The following is a 20,414-nucleotide window of genomic DNA, read 5'->3' on the forward strand; positions in this document are numbered from 1 at the left end:
GCTGCCTTGAGCGCCCCTCCGGGCCGGTGCTACCATGCCCGATCCCTCTTAGAGGTGGCCAGACACGAGGAAGATCCCTGACCATGAGCACCATTCGCGAGCGCAACAAGGAATTGATCCTGCGCGCGGCCAGCGAGGAATTCGCCGACAAGGGCTTCGCCGCCACCAAGACCAGCGATATCGCGGCCAAGGCCGGCCTGCCCAAGCCGAACGTGTATTACTACTTCAAATCCAAGGACAACCTGTACCGCGAGGTCCTGGAGAGCATCATCGCGCCGATCATGCAGGCTTCGACGCCGTTCAATGCCGACGGCGACCCCAAGGAAGTATTGAGCGCTTACATCCGCTCGAAAATTCGCATTTCGCGCGACCTGCCACATGCGTCGAAGGTGTTCGCCAGCGAGATCATGCACGGCGCGCCGCACCTTTCGCCCAACCAGGTGGAACAGCTGAACGAACAGGCACGCCACAACATCGAGTGCATCCAGCGCTGGATCGAGCGCGGGCAGATTGCCAATGTCGATGCGCACCACCTGATGTTCAGCATCTGGGCAGCGACGCAGACCTATGCAGATTTCGATTGGCAGATTTCGGTGATCACCGGCAAAGCGAAGCTGGCCGACAGTGATTACGAAGCGGCAGCCGAGACCATCATCCGACTGGTGCTCAAGGGCTGCGAGCCCGAGGCGGCCTGAAGGCGCATTCGCGGGCAAGCCCGCTCCCACAGGAACTCCACGACCTTCAAGACTGTGGGATACCTGTGGGAGCCGGCTTGCCCGCGATGAGGCCAATACAGCCTATATAGATTAGGCCGCTACACCCGCATCCGCCCTCAACCCCACCTCTTCGATCGCACTGATCGCACACTGCTCGTCGATATCCGACGTATCACCGCTGATCCCGACCGCACCCAGCACTTTGCCGTCCTGATCGCGAATCAGCACCCCCCCCGGCGCCGGCACCACCGGGCGCTCACCCAAACCATTCAACGCGGCAAAAAACGCCGGCCGTTGCTGTGCATCCAGCGCCAGCAAACGCGAGCCCTTGCCCAGGGCAATCGCACCCCAGGCCTTGCCCGTGGCCACTTCCGGGCGAATCAAGCTGGCACCATCTTCGCGCTGCAAGGCCAGCACATGCCCACCGGCATCCAGCACCACCACCGTCAACGGCGCGGCATTGATCTTGCGGCCCGCCGCCAGTGCGGCGTTCACCAGGCTGACAGCGACTTTCAGGTTCAAAGCGTTCATGGAAAGGTCCTCTTCTTGTTGTGAGAAGCCCTGAGGGCAGTTGAAAATCGATCAACCAAATAGAACACAACTGCAATCACTTTTGTATACAATAAATTGAAACGATCGTATGCGATGACGCAAATCGCCGTTTTCATGGGCGCTCAGACGAAAGCAACCTCCCCCGATGAAAACCCATTGACCTGAACCGCCAGCCGTGAATACACTCTGGCACAAAGCAAGTTGTATACAATTACAAAATCGATGAGGCACAACCCATGAGCAAAATGAGAGCAATCGATGCAGCCGTTCTGGTCATGCGCCGTGAAGGTGTAGATACCGCGTTCGGCATCCCAGGGGCTGCCATCAACCCGTTGTACTCGGCCCTGAAGAAAGTCGGTGGCATCGATCACGTCCTCGCTCGTCACGTTGAAGGCGCCTCGCACATGGCCGAGGGTTACACCCGCGCCAACCCGGGCAACATCGGCGTGTGCATCGGCACCTCCGGCCCAGCCGGCACCGACATGGTCACCGGCCTGTACAGTGCGTCGGCCGACTCCATCCCGATCCTCTGCATCACCGGCCAGGCGCCGCGTGCCCGCCTGCACAAGGAAGACTTCCAGGCGGTCGACATCACCAGCATCGTCAAGCCGGTGACCAAATGGGCGACCACCGTGCTGGAGCCAGGCCAGGTGCCTTACGCCTTCCAGAAGGCCTTCTATGAAATGCGCACCGGCCGCCCAGGCCCCGTGCTGATCGACCTGCCATTCGACGTGCAGATGGCCGAAATCGAATTCGACATCGATGCCTACGAGCCACTGGTTGTCAACAAGCCGTCCGCTACCCGCGTACAGGCTGAGAAAGCCCTGGCCCTGCTCAACGACGCCGAGCGCCCACTGCTGGTAGCCGGCGGCGGCATCATCAACGCCGACGCCAGCGACAAGCTGGTCGAGTTCGCCGAACTGACCGGCGTACCGGTCATCCCGACCCTGATGGGCTGGGGCACCATCCCGGACGACCACGAATTGATGGTCGGCATGGTCGGCCTGCAGACGTCGCACCGCTACGGCAACGCCACCCTGCTCAAGTCCGACCTGGTGTTCGGTATCGGCAACCGCTGGGCCAACCGCCACACCGGCTCGGTCGATGTCTACACCGAAGGCCGCAAGTTCGTGCACGTGGACATCGAACCGACCCAGATCGGCCGTGTGTTCACCCCGGACCTGGGTATCGTTTCCGACGCTGGCAAGGCGCTGGACGTGTTCCTCGAAGTGGCCCGCGAGTGGAAAGCCGCCGGCAAGCTGAAGTGCCGCAAGGCCTGGCTGCAAGATTGCCAGGAGCGCAAGTCGAGCCTGCAGCGCAAGACCCACTTCGACAACGTGCCGGTCAAGCCGCAGCGCGTCTACGAAGAAATGAACCAGGTGTTCGGCAAGGACACCACCTACGTCAGCACCATCGGCCTGTCGCAGATCGCCGGCGCGCAGTTCCTGCACGTGTACAAGCCACGTCACTGGATCAACTGCGGCCAGGCCGGCCCGCTCGGCTGGACCATCCCGGCTGCCCTGGGCGTGGTCAAGGCCGACCCGAAACGCAAGGTCGTCGCGCTGTCGGGTGACTACGACTTCCAGTTCATGATCGAAGAGCTGGCCGTGGGCGCGCAGTTCAACCTGCCGTACGTGCACGTGCTGGTGAACAACGCCTACCTGGGCCTGATCCGCCAGGCGCAGCGTGGCTTCGACATGGATTACTGTGTTCAACTGGCGTTCGAGAACATCAACTCCACCGACGCCGCCACCTACGGTGTCGACCACGTCGCCGTGGTCGAAGGCCTGGGCTGTAAAGCCATCCGTGTGTTCGAGCCAGGCGAGATCGCCCCTGCCCTGCTCAAGGCACAGAAGATGGCCGAAGAGTTCCGCGTGCCGGTGGTGGTCGAAGTGATTCTCGAGCGTGTGACCAACATTTCCATGGGCACCGAGATCAACGCGGTCAACGAGTTCGAAGACCTGGCCCTGGTCGGCAACGACGCGCCAACCGCCATCTCGCTGCTGGACTGATCGCCTGACGCCCCCAGGCCTGCCCTGGGGGCCTTCATCGCAAGGAGACAACCCATGCCTCGCTTCGCTGCCAACCTGTCCATGCTGTTCACCGAACAGGACTTCCTGGCCCGCTTCAAGGCTGCCGCCGATGCTGGTTTCAGCGGCGTCGAATACCTCTTCCCGTACGATTTCAGCGCGGCTGAAATCAAGCAGCAGCTCGACGCGCACGGCCTGACCCAGGTGCTGTTCAACCTGCCGGCCGGCGATTGGGCCAAGGGTGAGCGCGGTATCACCTGCCACCCCGACCGCGTCGAAGAATTCCGCGCCGGTGTCGACAAGGCCATCGAATACGCCAAGGTGCTGGGCAACACCCAGGTCAACGCCCTGGCCGGCATCCGCCCACAAGGCCTGCAGTGCGCCGACGTGCGCAAGACCTTCGTCGACAACCTGCGCTACGCCGCCGACAAGCTGAAGGCTGCCGGGATCCGCCTGGTCATGGAAATGATCAACACCCGCGACATCCCAGGCTTCTACCTGAACACCACCAATCAGGCCCTGGAAATCCAGGCCGAAGTGGGCAGCGACAACCTGTTCCTGCAGTACGACATCTACCACATGCAGATCATGGAAGGTGACCTGGCTCGCACCCTGGAAGCCAACCTGAAGCTGATCAACCACGTCCAGCTGGCCGACAACCCAGGTCGCAACGAACCGGGCACCGGCGAGATCAACTACCGCTTCCTGTTCGAGCACCTGGACCGCATCGGCTACCAGGGCTGGGTGGGCGCGGAGTACAAGCCGCTGACCACCACCGAAGCGGGCCTGGGCTGGCTGAAAACCCACAATGCAATCTAAAGGCTAGGACACCGCACCCACAGGGTCCGGGTCGCACTTGAGATTCAATAAATACAAAGAGGCACATTCTCATGGCTAAAATCGGTTTCCTCGGCACCGGCATCATGGGCAAACCCATGGCCCAGAACCTGCAAAAAGCAGGTCACAGCATCTTCGTCTCCACCCACCACGACGCCGCCCCGGCCGACCTGATCGCCGCTGGCGCAGTGGCCCTGGCCAACCCTAAAGAGGTTGCCCAGGAAGCCGAGTTCATCATCATCATGGTCCCGGACACCCCGCAGGTCGAAAGCGTCCTGTTCGGTGAGAACGGCGTGGCCGAAGGTGTTGGCCCGAACAAGGTCGTGATCGACATGAGCTCGATCTCGCCGACCGCCACCAAAGCGTTCGCCGAGAAGATCAAGGCCACTGGCGCCGCTTACCTGGACGCCCCGGTGTCCGGTGGTGAAGTCGGTGCCAAGGCCGCGACCCTGAGCATCATGGTCGGCGGCTGCCCGAAAGCCTTCGAGCGCGCCCTGCCGCTGTTCGAAGCCATGGGCAAGAACATCACCCGTGTCGGCGGCAACGGTGACGGCCAGACCGCCAAGGTGGCCAACCAGATCATCGTCGCCCTGAACATCCAGGCCGTCAGTGAAGCCCTGCTGTTCGCCGCCAAGAACGGCGCCGATCCAGCCAAGGTCCGTGAAGCGCTGATGGGCGGCTTCGCCTCGTCGAAAATCCTCGAAGTGCACGCCGAGCGCATGATCAAAGGCACCTTCGACCCAGGCTTCCGCATCAACCTGCACCAGAAGGACCTCAACCTGGCCCTGCAAGGCGCCAAGGAACTGGGCATCAACCTGCCCAACACCTCCAACGCCCAGCAAGTGTTCAGCACCTGCGTGGCACTGGGTGGCGGCAACTGGGACCACTCCGCGCTGATCAAAGGCCTGGAGCACATGGCCAACTTCTCGATCCGCGGCGAAGGCAAATAAGCTGAATTCGGGGGCTGTTGCGCAGCCCCCACACCGAGCAACACCCGCCCCTGGTTCGGCCTGCACGGAGGCAGTTCCAGGGGCGTTTTCGATTGTGCAAAACAAAAATAATTGGGAGCCTGCCATGTCGGTCGATCCGCAAAAACTTCTCCGCGACCTGTTCGACACAGCCATCGCCGCCGCCCACCCGCGCCAAGTCCTCGAACCCTACCTGCCCGCCGACCGTAGCGGCCGGGTCATCGTCATCGGCGCCGGCAAGGCCGCAGCCGCCATGGCCGAAGTGGTCGAAAAAAGCTGGCAGGGCGAAGTCTCCGGGCTGGTGGTCACCCGTTACGGCCATGGCGCCAACTGCCAGAAGATCGAAGTGGTCGAAGCCGCCCACCCGGTCCCTGACGCCGCCGGCCTGGCCGTGGCCAAGCGCGTGCTGGAACGGGTCAGCAACCTCAACGAAGACGACCGCGTCATCTTCCTGCTCTCTGGCGGTGGTTCCGCCCTGCTGGCATTGCCAGCCGAAGGCCTGACCCTGGCCGACAAGCAACAGATCAACAAGGCGCTGCTCAAATCCGGCGCCACCATCGGCGAGATGAACTGCGTGCGCAAGCACCTCTCGGCGATCAAGGGCGGCCGCCTGGCCAAGGCCTGCTGGCCAGCCACCGTCTACACCTATGCGATTTCCGATGTGCCTGGCGACCTGGCCACAGTCATCGCCTCCGGTCCCACCGTGGCCGACCCGAGCACCAGCGCCGATGCCCTGGCGATCCTCAAGCGCTACAACATCGAAGCACCCAAGGCTGTCATCGACTGGCTCAACAACCCAGCCTCGGAAACCGTCAAGGCCGACGACCCGGCCCTGGCCCGCAGCCATTTCCAGCTGATCGCAAAGCCCCAGCAATCGCTCGAAGCCGCCGCAGTCAAAGCCCGCCAGGCCGGCTTCAGCCCGCTGATCCTGGGCGACCTGGAAGGCGAATCGCGCGAAGTGGCCAAGGTGCATGCCGGCATCGCTCGGCAGATCGTCCTGCACGGCCAGCCGCTCAAGGCCCCTTGCGTGATCCTCTCCGGTGGCGAAACCACCGTCACCGTGCGCGGCAACGGCCGCGGCGGGCGCAACGCCGAGTTCCTGCTCAGCCTCACCGAAAACCTCAAGGGCGTACCGGGCGTCTACGCCCTGGCCGGTGACACCGACGGCATCGACGGCTCGGAAGAAAACGCCGGTGCCTTCATGACGCCAGACAGCTACGCCCGCGCCGAAGCCCTGGGCCTGTCGGCCAGTGACGAGCTGGACAACAACAACGGCTACGGCTACTTCGCCGCGCTGGATGCGCTGATCGTCACCGAACCGACCCGCACCAACGTCAACGACTTCCGCGCCATCCTGATCCTCGAGACTGCACAATCATGACGCCTGATAAAAAAGTCAAAATCCTCGCCACCCTCGGCCCTGCGATCAACGGCATCGACGACATCCGCCAACTGGTCGAAGCCGGGGTCAATATCTTCCGCCTCAACTTCAGCCACGGCGAACACGCCGACCACGCCCTGCGCTACCAGTGGATCCGCGAAGTCGAGCAGCAACTGAACTACCCGCTGGGCATCCTCATGGACCTGCAAGGGCCGAAGTTGCGCGTCGGTCGCCTGGCCGAAGGCAAGGTGCAACTGCAGCGCGGCCAGTCTCTGCGCCTGGACCTGGACACGACGCCGGGCAACAGCGCGCGGGTCAACCTGCCCCACCCGGAAATCATCGCCGCGCTGGAGCCGGGCATGGACCTGCTGGTGGACGACGGCCGCCTGCGCCTGCGGGTCACCGCCAAGCACGCCGACGCCATCGACACCACCGTGCTGAACGGCGGTGAGTTGTCCGACCGCAAGGGCGTCAACGTGCCGCAAGCGGTACTGGACCTCTCCCCGCTCACCGAAAAGGACCGCCGTGACCTGGCCTTCGGCCTGGAGCTGGGCGTGGACTGGGTGGCGCTGTCGTTCGTGCAGCGCCCGGAAGACATCGTTGAGGCGCGCCAGCTGATCGGCGACCGCGCCTACCTGATGGCCAAGATCGAGAAGCCGTCGGCGGTCGAGCAGTTGCAGGCGATCGCCGAGCTGTCCGACGCGATCATGGTCGCCCGTGGCGACCTGGGCGTGGAAGTGCCGGCTGAGAGCGTGCCGCAGATCCAGAAGCGCATCATCGGCACCTGCCGTCAGCTGGGCAAACCGGTGGTGGTGGCCACGCAGATGCTCGAATCCATGCGCTTCTCGCCAGCGCCAACCCGCGCCGAGGTCACTGACGTGGCCAACGCCGTGGCCGAAGGTGCCGATGCGGTGATGCTGTCGGCCGAAACCGCCTCAGGCGACTACCCGCTGGAAGCCGTGCAGATGATGAGCAAGATCATCCGCCAGGTGGAAAATGGCCCGGACTATCAGGCCCAGCTCGACGTTGGCCGGCCCAAAGCCGAGGCCACCGTGTCGGACGCCATCAGCTGCGCGATCCGCCGTATCAGCGGGATCCTGCCGGTGGCGGTGCTGGTCAACTACAGCGAATCGGGCGCCTCGACCCTGCGCGCCGCCCGCGAGCGGCCACGGGCACCGATCCTCAACCTGACGCCGAACCTGGTCACCGCCCGCCGCCTGAGTGTGACCTGGGGCGTGCACTCGGTGGTCAACGACCGCCTGCGCCAGGTCGACGAGATTTGCTCGACCGCGCTGGAGATCGCCCAGGCACAGGGCATGGCCAGCCGCGGCGACACGCTGCTGATCACGGCCGGCGTGCCTTTCGGCAAACCGGGCTCGACCAATACGCTGCGGATCGAGACCTTGGTCTGATCCAAAGGCCCATTCGCGGGGCAAGCCCGCTCCCACGGGCACACCGCTTACTTTCAGACAGCAGTGTGCCCGTGGGAGCGGGCTTGCCCCGCGAATGGAGGGCAAAGCCCTCCCCTTGCACCCCTACAAAGCCCTGCGGAAAACCGAGGCCCAAAGAGGCCCACCGCTCTTCCATCAACCTTACCGACTGCCCATGTACACCAAAAATTTCGTCAACCCGTGCCCCGACTGGGCCACGGCGCTGCTCAACGGCTTCAGCCAGGTGCTGCTGCTGCGCAACCCGCTGTGCGGCCTGTGCTGCCTGCTGGCCATCCTGCTGACCGCCCCCAACCTGGTCGGTGGTGCCCTGCTCGGCGCCCTCGCCGGCTTGCTCACGGCCCAACGCCGCCACTATGACCGCACGGACCGCCAAGCCGGCCTGTACTGCTACAACGGCGTGCTGATCGGCATCTTGATCAGCGCGGTGCTGCCGTGGTCGGCGATCATCCCGCCGCTGATCATCGCGGCCGGCGGCCTGTCCAGCATCATCACCCATCAGTGGCGCAAGCGCGGCGGCAAGCTGCTGGTTGCCTACACCGCCCCCTTCGTGCTGCTGGGCTGGGGCACGCTGCTGGTGGCCGAGCCCAGCGCCTCGGTGTTTGCCGAAGCCGACCCGCTGTACGCCCTGGCGCGCGGCGTAGGGCAGATCTTCCTGCTCGACCACCCGATGGCCGGACTGCTGATCATCATCGGCATGTTCATCGCCAACCCGTACGCCGCGCTGTGGGCGGTGCTCGGTTCAGCCATCGGCGGGGGCGTGGCGCTGCTGGCCGACCAGGCGCAGGCCGCCTGGATGGGGCTGTACGGCTTCAACGCGGCCCTCGCGGCGCTGGCCTTCAGCCGCCAGGGCGAGCGGCCCTGGGTCACCTTGCTGGCCATCGCCCTGGCACTGCTGCTGCAGCCGCTGTTCAAGCTGCTGCCGATCGCCGGGCTGACCGCGCCCTTCGTGGTGGCCTGCTGGCTGATGCACCTGGGCAAGCATATGGCCTCGCTCAACCAGCGCGGCAACACCAGCCGCTTGCACAGCTGAAAGCCAGCCCCTAGGCTCAGCCCATTACCCAACGGACCGAGCCCATGAACAACCCTGCGAGCCTGCGCGAGCGGCTCTACGTCATCGTCTTCCAGTCCGACACCGTGGCTGGAAGACGCTTTGACAAGATCCTTCTGCTGATCATCCTGGCCAGCCTGGTCACGGTGATTCTTGACAGCATCGACGATGTGCACCGCAACTATGCCGGCCTGTTGGCCGCTATCGAATGGGGCTTCACGGCGATCTTCCTGGTCGAGTACCTGGCCCGCCTGTACTGCTCGCCCAAGCCCCTGCGCTATGCCTTCAGTTTCTACGGCCTGGTCGACCTGCTGGCGATCGTGCCGGGGGTCATCGCCCTGTACTACAGCGACGCCCAGTACCTGCTGATCATCCGCGTGATTCGCATGCTGCGGATCTTCCGCGTGCTCAAGCTCAGCCCGTACCTCAAGCAGGCGCATTACCTGCTGGAAGCGTTGCGCGGCAGCAAGCAGAAGATCATCGTGTTCCTGGTCAGTGTGTCGACCCTGGTCACCGTGTTCGGCACCTTGATGTACGTGGTCGAAGGGCCCGAACATGGCTTTACCAGTATCCCCAAGGGCATCTACTGGGCCATCGTCACCCTGACCACCGTGGGTTTTGGCGACATCGTGCCAAAAACCCCGCTGGGCCAGGTGCTGTCGTCGCTGGTGATGATCACCGGTTACTCGATCATTGCCGTGCCCACGGGGATTTTCACTGCCGAACTGGCCAATGCAATGCGCGGCGAACAGCTGCAGCACGACTGCCCGACGTGCAGCAAGAAGACTCACGAACACGGCGCCGCCTTCTGCTCGCGCTGCGGCAATATATTGTTCCCGAAAACCGAATAAGCAAAGAGCCATTTGGTCTTTAAGCGCCCAAGAACGAAACGCTATAGTCGCTGGCACATTGCCAAACACTTGAACTAGAACAAGGAAGCATCGTGAAAAAACTCTTCAGCGCATCGCTGCTCGCTGCCGGCCTGGCCCTCGGCAACCTCGCCCAGGCCGCCCCGACCCTGCTCAACGTGTCCTACGACGTGATGCGCGATTTCTACAAGGACTACAACCCAGCATTCCAGAAGCACTGGGAAGCCGAGCACAACGAAAAGGTCAATGTGCAGATGTCCTTCGGCGGTTCGAGCAAACAGGCGCGCGCGGTAATCGATGGCCTGCCGGCCGATGTCATCACCATGAACATGGCCACCGACATCAACGCGCTGAACGACAACGGCAAGCTGGTACCGGACAACTGGGTCACCCGCTTGCCGAACAACAGCGCGCCGTTCACCTCGGCCACCGTATTCATCGTGCGCAAGGGCAACCCCAAGGCACTGAAGGACTGGCCTGACCTGCTCAAGGATGGCGTGCAGGTGATCGTGCCCAACCCGAAAACCTCGGGTAACGGCCGCTACACCTACCTGTCGGCCTGGGGTTACGTGCTGAAGACCGGCGGTGACGAAGCCAAGGCCAAGGCCTTCGTCGGCAAGCTGTTCAAGCAGGCTCCGGTGCTCGATACCGGTGGCCGCGCCGCCACCACCACCTTCATGACCAACCAGATCGGCGACGTGCTGGTGACCTTCGAGAACGAAGCCGAAATGATCGCCCGCGAGTTCGGCCGCGACCAGTTCGAGGTGGTCTACCCGAGCGTTTCGGCCGAGGCCGAGCCGCCGGTGAGCGTGGTCGACAAGGTGGTGGCGAAAAAAGGCACCCAGGCCGTGGCCGAGGAATACCTGAAGTACCTGTGGTCGCCGGCAGCCCAGGAAATCGCTGCACAGAACTACCTGCGCCCACGTGATGCGACGGTGCTGGCCAAGTACACCGACCGCTTCCCAAAAGTCGATTTCTTGTCGGTTGAGAAGACCTTCGGTGATTGGCGTACCGTGCAGAAGACCCACTTCAATGATGGTGGCGTCTTCGACCAGATCTATACCGGCCAGTAATTGATCCAGGCTGTTCCGGCCCCATCGCCGGCAAGCCGGCTCCCACAGGATGACCACAGGCCCGGGCGCTGCACGGTCCCTGTGGGAGCCGGCTTGCCGGCGATGGGGCCCGCACCGACACCACACCACATCGAACTTTCCACCCCACCACCCATCAGTACCTTGAGTAACCCTGCCCCGCTCACCCCGGCCCAAGGAGTACTCCAGTGCTGCGCTACCTCACCCTCCTGCTGCTCGGCTGCCTGCTGAGCACCCACCTGCTGGCTGCAGACCCCGCCCCCGCCGAAGAACAACCCGCTGAACCTGAAGCCGTGCTCCAAGGCGGGCTGCTCGGTGCACTGGCCGACGGCTTGGACAGCGCCGCCCAGGAGCTTGACCTCGACGCCCACCTGGTCGACGCCTGGCGCCTGCGCACCGACCGTGCCGCCCAGGAAATGGAACGCCTGGTCGATCGCCACTCGGCCAGTGACTCGCTGCAACTGGCAGGCAACTTCATCCTGCTGAGCCTGACCTGGGCCGCGAGCTTCGCCGTACTGACCAGCCTCGGACGCTGGCTCAGCCAGCGCGCGGCGGCTACCCCCTGGCTGCGCCAGCGCCAACGCGCCACCAGCCTGCTCGGCTACTTGCTGCCCTACACCCTGCCTGCCCTGGCCAGCCTGCCGTTGACACTCTACGTCAGCCGCTTCCTCGACCCGTCGGTGGCCCGTGCCCTAGGGCTGAGCCTGGCTTACGCCACCAGCAGCGGCCTGTTTTCGACCTCGATCATCCTGTGCCTGGTCACCCTGTTCGATGCCGGCCACAAACGCCCGGCCGTGGCCGTGATCAAGCGCCTGGCGCCGCGGCCGCTGTTCCTGATCGGCTTTCTCGCGGCCTGGAGCGACGCCCTGACCAGCCCGCAGATCGCCCGTCAGCTGGGCGGCAACATCACCGCCAGCATCGCTGTGTTCACCGGCCTTGCCGCCACCTTCATCTTCGCCAGCCTGGTGATCCGCCTGCGCCGCCCCGTTGCCCACCTGATCCGCAACCGCGCCTTCAAGGACCGGGTGCAGCACCGCGCCGTGCAGGAAACCCTGCGGATCTTTTCGGTGTTGTGGTACTTGCCGATCCTGTTGATGATCCTGGTCTCGGCGATTCACCTGATCGGCGCCGGCGAAGAAAGCCAGAAGGCGCTGCAGAAGGCCTTGCTGACCACGGTGCTGCTGGTTTCCACCGTGTTCCTCAGCACCTTGCTGCAACACCTGCTGGCGCCACGCGAAGCGGATCCCGGGCAACGCGTACGGCCTTACAAGGAACTGCTGCGCAGCCTCGCCCATGCACTGCTGCGCATTGCCATGGCCGTGGCGTTCATCGAACTGCTGGGGCGCATCTGGGGCGTTTCGGTGATCGGCTTTGCCCTGAGCAACAGCCTGGGCCAGGCGATCAGTAATTCGCTGTCCAGCATCGGCCTGATCCTGCTGGTCACCTGGCTGCTCTGGGTGGTACTCGATACCGCCATCCAGGAAGCGTTGAAGCCCGCTGTCGGCAAGCGTGCCGCGCGTCAGCCAAGCACGCGCACAAGGACCATCCTGCCGATGCTGCGCAACGCTATCAAGGTTGTCCTGATCGTCATCTGCACCATCACCACCATGGCCAACCTGGGCATCAATGTCGCGCCACTCTTGGCCGGTGCCGGGGTGATCGGCCTGGCCATCGGCTTTGGCTCGCAGCAGCTGGTGCAGGATGTGATCACCGGGCTGTTCATCCTGATCGAAGACACCATCTCGATTGGCGACTGGGTGGTGCTCGACTCCGGCCACGCCGGCACCGTCGAGAGCTTGACCATCCGCACCTTGCGCCTGCGCGATGGCAAGGGCTTCGTGCACTCGGTGCCCTTCGGCCAGATAAAGGCGGTCACCAACCAGTCACGGCAGTTTGCCTATGCCTTCTTCTCGGTGCAGTTCACCTACGACAGCGATGTGGACGAGTCGCTGGCGCTGATCCATGAGGTGGGGCAGTCGATCAGCGATGATCCAATGCTGCGCATCAACCTCCAAGGGCCGCTGCAGGTGTTCGGGGTTGATCGCATGGACTTGAACGGGTTTGTGCTGACGGCGCAGTTCCGCACCATTTCCGGCGGGCAGTATGCGGTGAGCCGAGCGTTCAATGAGCGTCTTAAAAAGCGTGTGGACCAGACCGAGAATGTGTTCTTTGCCCAGGTGTATCCACTCCCGGTGCGCGGGGTTACAGCTTGATGGAGATAGGTCCGGCCCTATCGCCGGCAAGCCGGCTCCCACAGGGTTATGCAGCGCCGCAGTAACAGTGGGAGCCGGCTTGCCGGCGATGGAGCAGTGTGAACAGCATCAAATCTGGCGGAATACCAAAGCCTTCAAGCCGCCCGCCGGGTCCGCATCGGGAAACTCCGGCGGGTTCTCCAATCGCTCGGTGAAGGCCAACGACGGCGCCTGCTCGGCCATCTCCTCGATCAGAAACTCCGGCCCGATCCCCGGGTCGTTGACACACGCCAGCACCGTCCCACCCGCGCTCAGCAGCTCCGGCAAACGCCGCAGAATCTTCGCGTAATCCTGGGTCAGCACAAAACTGCCCTTCTGGAAGGTCGGCGGGTCGATGATGATCAGGTCATACGGCCCGTACTTGCGCACCTTGCCCCACGACTTGAACAGCTCATGCCCCAGGTACGCCACCCGCGACGCATCGTGGCCGTTGAGCCGATGGTTGTCGCGGCCACGCGACAGCGCCGACTTGGCCATGTCCAGGTTGACCACCTGCTCGGCGCCGCCGGCAATCGCCGCCACCGAAAAGCCACAGGTGTAGGCGAACAGGTTGAGCACGCGCTTGCCCTGCGCCTGTTCACGTACCCAGCGGCGGCCATAGCGCATGTCGAGGAACAGGCCGTTGTTCTGTCGCACGCCCAGGTCGAGCAGGTAGGTGAGGCCATCCTCGACCACTTCGCGCTGCTGGCACGGCTCGCCCCACAGCCATTGGCCCGGGCTGTCCGGCAGGTAGCGGTGCTGGATGAGAATGGCCCGCCCGGTCCATTGCGGGCGTTCGGCCAGGTTACGCAGCATGGCCTCCAGCTCGGGCAGCTGGCCACCTGGCGGCTCGCGGAACAACGCTACCGACAGCACGCCTTGCAACCAGTCGACAGTCACCTGCTCCAGCCCCGGCCAGCAGCGGCCGCGGCCGTGGAACAGGCGGCGAGTTTCCTGCGGGGCAGGGTCGAGGGCGGTGAGCAGATGCTGTTCTAGGGTTTGGATCGGCGAAGTCATGGCGGGTCGCAAGCAGGTAAAAGGGGGCATTCTACCCTTTGGCCGCGACCTGCGCAGAACGGAACCACCACCCTTGCTGCATCCCCGCCGCTGCCAGCAGGATCAGCGCCACGCCCAGCCACTGCAACGGCGCCAGACGGTGCCCGAGCGCCACCCAGTCGACCAGGATCGCGGCAATCGGGTAGATGAACGACAGCGCACCGGTCAACGCCGTGGGCAAGCGCTGGATGGCGCTGTACAGCAGCACGTACATCAACCCGGTGTGGACCATGCCCAAGGTCACCAGGCTGGCCAGCGCCGAGGGTTCGCCAGGCAAGCCGCCCAGCGTGACCCAGGGCGCCAGCAGCAACACCCCAGTGGCCACCTGGATCAAGGCGATCAGGTGCGGCGGCGTGCCTTTCAGGCGTTTGATGATCAGCGCGGCGACGGCATACAGAAACGCTGCGCCCAGGGCCAGCCCGATGCCCAGCAGGTAGTCCTCACCACTGCCCTGCCCCGCGCCATGGGCACTGACGATGGCCAGCATGCCGAGAAACGCCACGCTCAGCCAGGTGACCTTGGCCGCAGTGATCTTCTCACCGAGAAATACCGCCGCCAGCCCCACCAGCATGAACGGCTGCACGTTGTACACCGCCGTGCCGATGGCGATCGACGCCCGCGAATAGGAGGCGAACAGCAACACCCAGTTGCCGACAATGGCCACACCGCTGACGATGGCCAGGAGCAAGGCGGTACGGCTGATCACGCCCGGCTTGAGGAAGCCAAACGCCGCGCAGATCACCAGCAACGTACCGGTGCCGAATACGCAGCGCCAGAACACCACCTCCAGCACCGGCTGCCCGGACACCAGCACGAACCAGCCGATTGTCCCGGAAATCAGCATGGCGGCGACCATTTCCAGCGAACCACGGCGCAACGAACTGTCCATATCACACCTCCGATTGACGATGGCCACAGTATGCAGAGGGCGACCGCTTGCCATCCAGCGGATAAGCAAGGCAGTTCTGGCGTTCAGCCTTTACTATCAAGGCAAATCCTCGACTTCACCTGATGAGGCGCACATGACCGATACCATCGACCAACTGCTGATCAATGCCTTGATGGAAGACTCCCGCCGCTCGCTGAAAGCGCTGGCGCAGATCAGCGGATTATCCGCCCCCAGTGTCAGCGAACGCCTGCGCCGCCTGGAAGAACGCGGCGTGCTGCGCGGTTACACCGTGGAGGTCGACCCGCGCAGCTTCGGCTACCAGCTGCAGGCCATCGTGCGCATCCGCCCGCTGCCCGGGCAGTTGCAGGAGGTGGAGCGGCAGATCATCGCCATCCCCGAGTTCACCGAGTGCGACAAGGTTACCGGGGAGGATTGCTTCATCGCGCGGTTGCATGTGCGCTCGATGGAGCAACTCGACACCCTGCTCGATCGCATCAATGTGCTGGCCGAAACCAACACCGCGATCATCAAGAAGAGCCCGGTGAAACGGCGCCTGCCACCCATGGACTGAAGCGCTGAAAACCTGACTATTTTTTGTACACACGAATGTCACCTTAGGTGCCATTTTTGTGTGCACGACTGCTAGCAATGCCCCAATACGTTACACAAGCCCAACAACTAATTTTGACCAGATGATCAACTAATCGAGCAACTAAAAATTTAAACCTGTTCATTGGGTCAAGTTATATTTCCTTTATTTCATTCACTTATCTTCCAGAAACATAGATTCGAAATAGTGGGTAACTGAACACTGGTTTTTGCCTGGCATGGAACTCGCTTTTGTGTGTTCGTGTTTTGTATACAAGTTAAACAAAACATAAATACACAAGAACCCGCGACGCCGACCCAACCCCGGCCGCCGCGCCCAGAACCCAGTGATGCCAACGCTGCACCGACGAGATGGCGAGCCCGTGCGCATGCCCGCTCATCGCAGTCCACGTGCATCAGGAGCCTGCCGGAATGAGCACCAGCCTCGACATTGCCCCGGAATTGTCCGTCGCCAGCACCCACCCCGCTTCCACCTTGGCCGGCCATGCGCCACAACTTGAACTGAGCCCGCGCCTGCACAACCGCGACCTCGCCCCAACCCGTATCGAGGGCCGCCGCTGGGGGCGCTACAGCATTTTCGCGCTGTGGACCAACGACGTGCACAACATCGCCAACTACTCCTTCGCCATGGGCTTGTTCGCCCTCGGCCTGGGTGGCTGGCAGATCCTCTTGTCACTGGCCATCGGCGCGGCGCTGGTGTACTTCTTCATGAATTTGTCGGGCTACATGGGGCAGAAGACTGGCGTACCGTTCCCGGTCATCAGCCGCATCGCCTTCGGTATCCATGGTGCGCAGATCCCGGCGCTGATCCGCGCCGTCATCGCCATTGCCTGGTTCGGCATCCAGACCTACCTGGCCTCGGTGGTGCTGCGGGTGCTGCTGACCGCCGTATGGCCGCAACTGGCAAGCTTCGACCACGACAGCATCCTCGGCCTTTCGAGCCTTGGCTGGGTGTGTTTCGTGGCGATCTGGCTGGTGCAACTGGTGATCCTTGCCTACGGCATGGAGATGGTGCGCCGCTACGAGGCCTTCGCCGGCCCGGTGATCCTGCTGACCGTGGCCAGCCTGGCGCTGTTCATGTACTTCAAGGCCGATGCGCGTATCGCCTGGTCGGTGGCCGAACCGCTGACCGGTTATGAGATGTGGCGCAACATCTTCGCCGGCGGCGCGTTGTGGCTGGCGATCTACGGCACCCTGGTGCTCAACTTCTGCGACTTTGCGCGCTCCTCGCCGTGCCGCAAGACCATCCGCGTCGGCAACTTCTGGGGCTTGCCGGTGAACATCCTGGTGTTTGCGATGATCACCGTGGTGCTGTGCGGCGCGCAGTTCCAAATCAACGGGCAAATCATCGACAGCCCGACCCAGATCGTCGCCAGCATCCCCAACACGGCCTTCCTGGTGCTCGGCTGCCTGGCCTTCCTGATCGTCACCGTGGCGGTGAACATCATGGCCAACTTCGTCGCCCCGGCATTCGTGCTCAGCAACCTGGCACCGCGCCACCTGAACTTCCGCCGCGCCGGGCTGATCAGCGCCACCCTGGCCGTGCTGATCCTGCCCTGGAACCTCTACAACAGCCCGCTGGTGATCGTCTACTTCCTGTCCGGCCTGGGCGCCCTGCTCGGCCCGCTGTACGGGGTGATCATGGCCGACTACTGGTTGCTGCGCAAAGGCTGCATCAACGTGCCGGAGCTGTACAGCGAGCACCCAGCCGGCGCCTACCACTACAGCAAGGGCATCAACCTGCGCGCCGTTGCCGCGTTCGTGCCGGCCGCGCTGTTGGCCATCGTCCTGGCACTGGTGCCCAACTTCCATGCCATCGCGCCGTTCTCCTGGCTGATCGGTGCCGGTATCGCCGCAGTGGTGTACCTGCTGATCGCCCCGCGCAACCGCCCCTACGTCGATGTCAGCGGTGAGTGCATCGCCGTCGACCACAGCAGCCACTGATCAAGGAGCACTGTCCATGCGTATTCTGATCGCCAACGTCAACACCACCGAAGCCATCACCGAGGCCATCGCCGAACAGGCACGCAGCGTTGCCGCACCCGGCACCGAAATCATTGGCCTGACCCCATGGTTCGGTGCCGAGTCGGTGGAAGGCAACTTCGAGAGCTACCTGGCCGCCATCGCCGTGATGGACCGCGTGCTGGCCTATGAAGGCCCGTACGATGCCGTGATCCAGGCCGGTTACGGCGAGCATGGCCGCGAAGGCCTGCAGGAGCTGTTGAACGTGCCGGTTGTGGACATCACCGATGCCGCCGCCAGCACCGCGATGTACCTGGGCCATGCCTACTCGGTGGTGACCACCCTGGACCGCACCGTGCCGCTGATCGAGGACCGGCTGAAGCTTTCCGGGCTGTACGACCGTTGCGCCTCGGTACGCGCCAGCGGCCTGGCCGTGCTGGAGCTGGAGGCCGACCCGCAGCGCGCCGTGGAGGCCATCGTCGAGCAGGCCGAGCGTGCGGTGCGCGATGACAAGGCCGAGGTGATCTGCCTGGGCTGTGGCGGCATGGCCGGGCTGGATGAGCAGATACGCCAGCGCACCGGGGTGCCGGTGGTCGATGGCGTGAGTGCGGCGGTGACCATAGCCGAGTCGCTGGTGCGAATGGGGTTGAGCACGTCCAAGGTGCGCACCTATGCCACGCCGCGGGCGAAGAAGGTGGTGGGTTGGCCGATGCGGTTCGGCCGTTAGCGCGGCTTCGCCAATACCGGCCTCTTCGCCGGCTTGTGCCGCGAAGAGGCCGGTACCCTCAGTGAAGCAGTCTGGCCAAGCGCTCAGCACTGCCACAGGCCAGGGTAAACCCCAACGCCCCATGCCCCAGGTTCAGCCAAAGATTTCGATAGGCTGTAGCCCCAATGATCGGCACCCCGGTAGGCGTCGCCGGCCGCATCCCCGCCCACTCCACCGCCTGCTGGTAATCGGCCGCATCCGGCAACGTATCCCGCGCCAGCCGGCGCATGCTTGCCAGTCGGCGCGCGTCCACCGTTTCGTCGAAGCCGACGATGTCCACCATCGCCGCCACCCGCAGCTGCCGGCCCAGGCGCGCATAGACGATCTTGCGCTCGTAATCGGTGATGCTGACCTCAGGTGCCCGATGCGCCGTGCTGATCGGTGCCGTCAGGCTGTAGCCCTTGAGCGGATAGACCGGCAGTTTCACACCCGGCAGTGCCAAGCCCGCACTGCGATGACCGGCGCACAGCACCAGACGCTGCACATCGACACGCGCGTCCCCGAGCTGCAGCGCAACAACCTGGTCCTGGTGCTTGTGCAGGTGCGTCACCGGCCTGCCGAGCAGGAACCGGCACTGCCCGCAGGCGCGCAAGCGCTCGGCCAGGCGCTCACAGAAACGGTGACAGTCGGCAACCTCTTCATCAGGCGTCAGCACCCCGCCTACGAAGGGCGCCTCGGCCAATGCCGGCTCCAGGGCCCTGAGTTCGGTGGCATCGAGTACCCGTTGGCTGAACGGGTCGAGCAAGCGCTGACGCCCATGGGCGAACGCCTGTTCACTGCGAAAAGCGACCAATTTACCGTTACGCCGCCAGGCAAAATCTGCCAAGCCATCTGCTTCGCGCCAGCGCGCCAGAACGGCCTGGCTCTCCAGCGCCAGCGCCAGCAGCTGCGCGCTGTTACGCCGATTGACGCTGCTGCGGCAAGCCAGCATGAACGCCAGCAACCACCGCCACTGCGCCGGGTCCAGGCGCAGGCGCAAACGCAGCGGCGACTCGCCCTGCAGCATCCAGCCCAGCGCCTGCCAGGGCACACCGGCATCGGCCAAGGGCGACACGTAGCGGTACGACAGCTGCCCGCCATTGGCAAAACTGGTGGCAGACGCCAGGCTGTCGCGTGCCTCGATCAGGTCCACCGCAAAGCCCTCGCGGACCAGCGCATAGGCAGTCGTCAAACCGATCACCCCACCGCCAATGACCGTTACTTGCTGCTTCATGCATTGCCCCTGTTTCGGCTTCCTTGCCGCGACAGTAACAGCGGATCAGGTCGGGCAGCTATGCTGGCCGCCATTCAGGCCCTGGCGCACGTTGCGGCTGAGCAAGCTGGCCTTGCCGTCGTGCCAGGTCAGGGTCAGCACGTACAGGGTGTCGAAGTCATCACCGCTCCAATCCTCGGTGATCACCCGCTCATCACCCAGTGCCTTGCCGGCCACGGTATTGATCAGTTCGGGCAGGTAGCCATGGGACCAGGCCGTGTAAACGGTGGCGTTGCGGTATTTTTCACTGAGCAGTTCGTCGGCGAGGTCGTCGGTGTCGTTGGCGCTGTAATCAATGTTCACCGGCAGGCCCAGGCGAATGGCGCTGGGGGTGATGGTCATCAGCGGGCGGATGTAGCTGTAGCGCTGGTCGTTGCTGCCTTCTTCCACATGCCGCGACGGGTTGGCAGCGAACACGTAATCCGCCTTGCCGAAGCGCTCCGGCAGCAGCGTGGCCAGGTCCAGCGCGCGATTGAGCCCTTGGCAGTTCAACTGCCCCAACCCTTCACCCGGTTTTTCGGCATGGCGCAGAAACACCAGCGTCTGGGTGCCGTCGACCGGTTGCGCACGGCTTTCGACCACATCCAGTGCCAAGGGCACGGCCGCCGCGACGAGCACCAGGCTCAGCAGCAGGTGGCGACGGCGTCGAAGGAACGTTGGCAACTTCATGTAGGCAGGCTCTTGTGGCAGAAAGTATCGGGTTGAC

General features: G+C 63.7%; 18 protein-coding genes. 13 read left to right on the forward strand and 5 right to left on the reverse strand.

The window, feature by feature from the left end; translation table 11 throughout:
- Window positions 1-83 precede the first annotated feature (83 nt).
- Window positions 84-695 (forward strand): TetR/AcrR family transcriptional regulator, encoded by a 612-nt coding sequence (locus tag ACIPIJ_RS00335; protein ID WP_401071659.1) that lies wholly within the window; start codon window positions 84-86, stop codon window positions 693-695.
- 111 nt (window positions 696-806) lie between these two features.
- Here the strand turns inward: ACIPIJ_RS00335 and ACIPIJ_RS00340 are convergent, their stop codons facing one another.
- Window positions 807-1,247, reverse strand: coding sequence for a heme-binding protein (locus tag ACIPIJ_RS00340; protein WP_401071661.1), 441 nt, complete (start codon window positions 1,245-1,247; stop codon window positions 807-809).
- Window positions 1,248-1,504: 257 nt separating this feature from the next.
- Between ACIPIJ_RS00340 and gcl the strand changes: the two genes are divergently transcribed.
- From gcl to ACIPIJ_RS00385, 9 genes are all read left to right on the forward strand, one after another.
- Entirely contained in the window at window positions 1,505-3,280 is a 1,776-nt protein-coding gene (gene gcl / locus ACIPIJ_RS00345) for a glyoxylate carboligase (protein WP_401071663.1), read from the forward strand.
- Between the two features lie 54 nt (window positions 3,281-3,334).
- Window positions 3,335-4,117: a hydroxypyruvate isomerase gene (gene hyi / locus ACIPIJ_RS00350; RefSeq protein ID WP_401071665.1), complete on the forward strand. Its 783-nt coding sequence runs from the start codon at window positions 3,335-3,337 to the stop codon at window positions 4,115-4,117.
- 71 nt (window positions 4,118-4,188) lie between these two features.
- Window positions 4,189-5,085, forward strand: a complete 897-nt coding sequence (locus ACIPIJ_RS00355; protein WP_387527779.1) for a 2-hydroxy-3-oxopropionate reductase — start codon at window positions 4,189-4,191, stop codon at window positions 5,083-5,085.
- 124 nt (window positions 5,086-5,209) lie between these two features.
- Window positions 5,210-6,484: a glycerate kinase gene (locus ACIPIJ_RS00360; protein WP_401071667.1), complete on the forward strand. Its 1,275-nt coding sequence runs from the start codon at window positions 5,210-5,212 to the stop codon at window positions 6,482-6,484.
- The gene (gene pyk / locus ACIPIJ_RS00365) at window positions 6,481-7,896 is read left to right on the forward strand and encodes a pyruvate kinase (protein WP_401071669.1); all 1,416 of its coding nucleotides are present in this window, start codon (window positions 6,481-6,483) and stop codon (window positions 7,894-7,896) included. Before ACIPIJ_RS00360 ends, pyk begins: the two co-directional genes overlap by 4 nt.
- Window positions 7,897-8,089: 193 nt before the next feature.
- Window positions 8,090-8,965, forward strand: a complete 876-nt coding sequence (locus ACIPIJ_RS00370; protein ID WP_401071671.1) for an urea transporter — start codon at window positions 8,090-8,092, stop codon at window positions 8,963-8,965.
- Between the two features lie 44 nt (window positions 8,966-9,009).
- A complete protein-coding gene (locus ACIPIJ_RS00375) occupies window positions 9,010-9,834 on the forward strand; it encodes an ion transporter (RefSeq protein ID WP_401071673.1) in 825 nt (274 codons plus the stop codon).
- A 92-nt stretch (window positions 9,835-9,926) separates the two neighbouring features.
- On the forward strand, window positions 9,927-10,925 hold the full coding sequence (locus ACIPIJ_RS00380; protein WP_401071675.1) for a sulfate ABC transporter substrate-binding protein: 999 nt from the start codon (window positions 9,927-9,929) through the stop codon (window positions 10,923-10,925).
- A gap of 206 nt (window positions 10,926-11,131) precedes the next feature.
- Window positions 11,132-13,156 (forward strand): mechanosensitive ion channel family protein, encoded by a 2,025-nt coding sequence (locus ACIPIJ_RS00385; RefSeq protein WP_401071677.1) that lies wholly within the window; start codon window positions 11,132-11,134, stop codon window positions 13,154-13,156.
- A gap of 108 nt (window positions 13,157-13,264) precedes the next feature.
- Here the strand turns inward: ACIPIJ_RS00385 and ACIPIJ_RS00390 are convergent, their stop codons facing one another.
- Together ACIPIJ_RS00390 and ACIPIJ_RS00395 are read right to left on the reverse strand one after the other, a co-directional pair.
- Window positions 13,265-14,221 (reverse strand): class I SAM-dependent methyltransferase, encoded by a 957-nt coding sequence (locus ACIPIJ_RS00390; protein WP_401071679.1) that lies wholly within the window; start codon window positions 14,219-14,221, stop codon window positions 13,265-13,267.
- Between the two features lies 1 nt (window position 14,222).
- Window positions 14,223-15,119, reverse strand: a complete 897-nt coding sequence (locus ACIPIJ_RS00395) for a DMT family transporter (protein WP_401071681.1) — start codon at window positions 15,117-15,119, stop codon at window positions 14,223-14,225.
- Between the two features lie 133 nt (window positions 15,120-15,252).
- Here ACIPIJ_RS00395 and ACIPIJ_RS00400 point away from each other — a divergent pair, with 133 nt between their 5' ends.
- The 3 genes from ACIPIJ_RS00400 (at window position 15,253) to ACIPIJ_RS00410 (ending at window position 18,417) form a co-directional block, all read left to right on the forward strand.
- Window positions 15,253-15,690 carry an Lrp/AsnC family transcriptional regulator gene (locus ACIPIJ_RS00400; RefSeq protein ID WP_401071683.1) on the forward strand — a complete coding sequence of 146 codons (438 nt, stop codon included), beginning with the start codon at window positions 15,253-15,255 and terminating at the stop codon, window positions 15,688-15,690.
- Between the two features lie 449 nt (window positions 15,691-16,139).
- Window positions 16,140-17,672 (forward strand): NCS1 family nucleobase:cation symporter-1, encoded by a 1,533-nt coding sequence (locus ACIPIJ_RS00405; protein WP_401071685.1) that lies wholly within the window; start codon window positions 16,140-16,142, stop codon window positions 17,670-17,672.
- Between the two features lie 16 nt (window positions 17,673-17,688).
- Window positions 17,689-18,417: an aspartate/glutamate racemase family protein gene (locus ACIPIJ_RS00410; protein ID WP_401071687.1), complete on the forward strand. Its 729-nt coding sequence runs from the start codon at window positions 17,689-17,691 to the stop codon at window positions 18,415-18,417.
- 58 nt (window positions 18,418-18,475) lie between these two features.
- Here the strand turns inward: ACIPIJ_RS00410 and ACIPIJ_RS00415 are convergent, their stop codons facing one another.
- Window positions 18,476-19,669 carry a D-amino acid dehydrogenase gene (locus ACIPIJ_RS00415; protein WP_401071689.1) on the reverse strand — a complete coding sequence of 398 codons (1,194 nt, stop codon included), beginning with the start codon at window positions 19,667-19,669 and terminating at the stop codon, window positions 18,476-18,478.
- A 45-nt stretch (window positions 19,670-19,714) separates the two neighbouring features.
- Complete coding sequence (locus ACIPIJ_RS00420; protein ID WP_401071691.1) at window positions 19,715-20,377, reverse strand: histidine phosphatase family protein; 663 nt, start codon at window positions 20,375-20,377, stop codon at window positions 19,715-19,717.
- Window positions 20,378-20,414 lie beyond the last annotated feature (37 nt).

Origin of the sequence: Pseudomonas sp. NPDC087185 (genome assembly GCF_044744955.1) — a bacterium.
In the GTDB taxonomy this organism is placed as follows: domain Bacteria; phylum Pseudomonadota; class Gammaproteobacteria; order Pseudomonadales; family Pseudomonadaceae; genus Aquipseudomonas.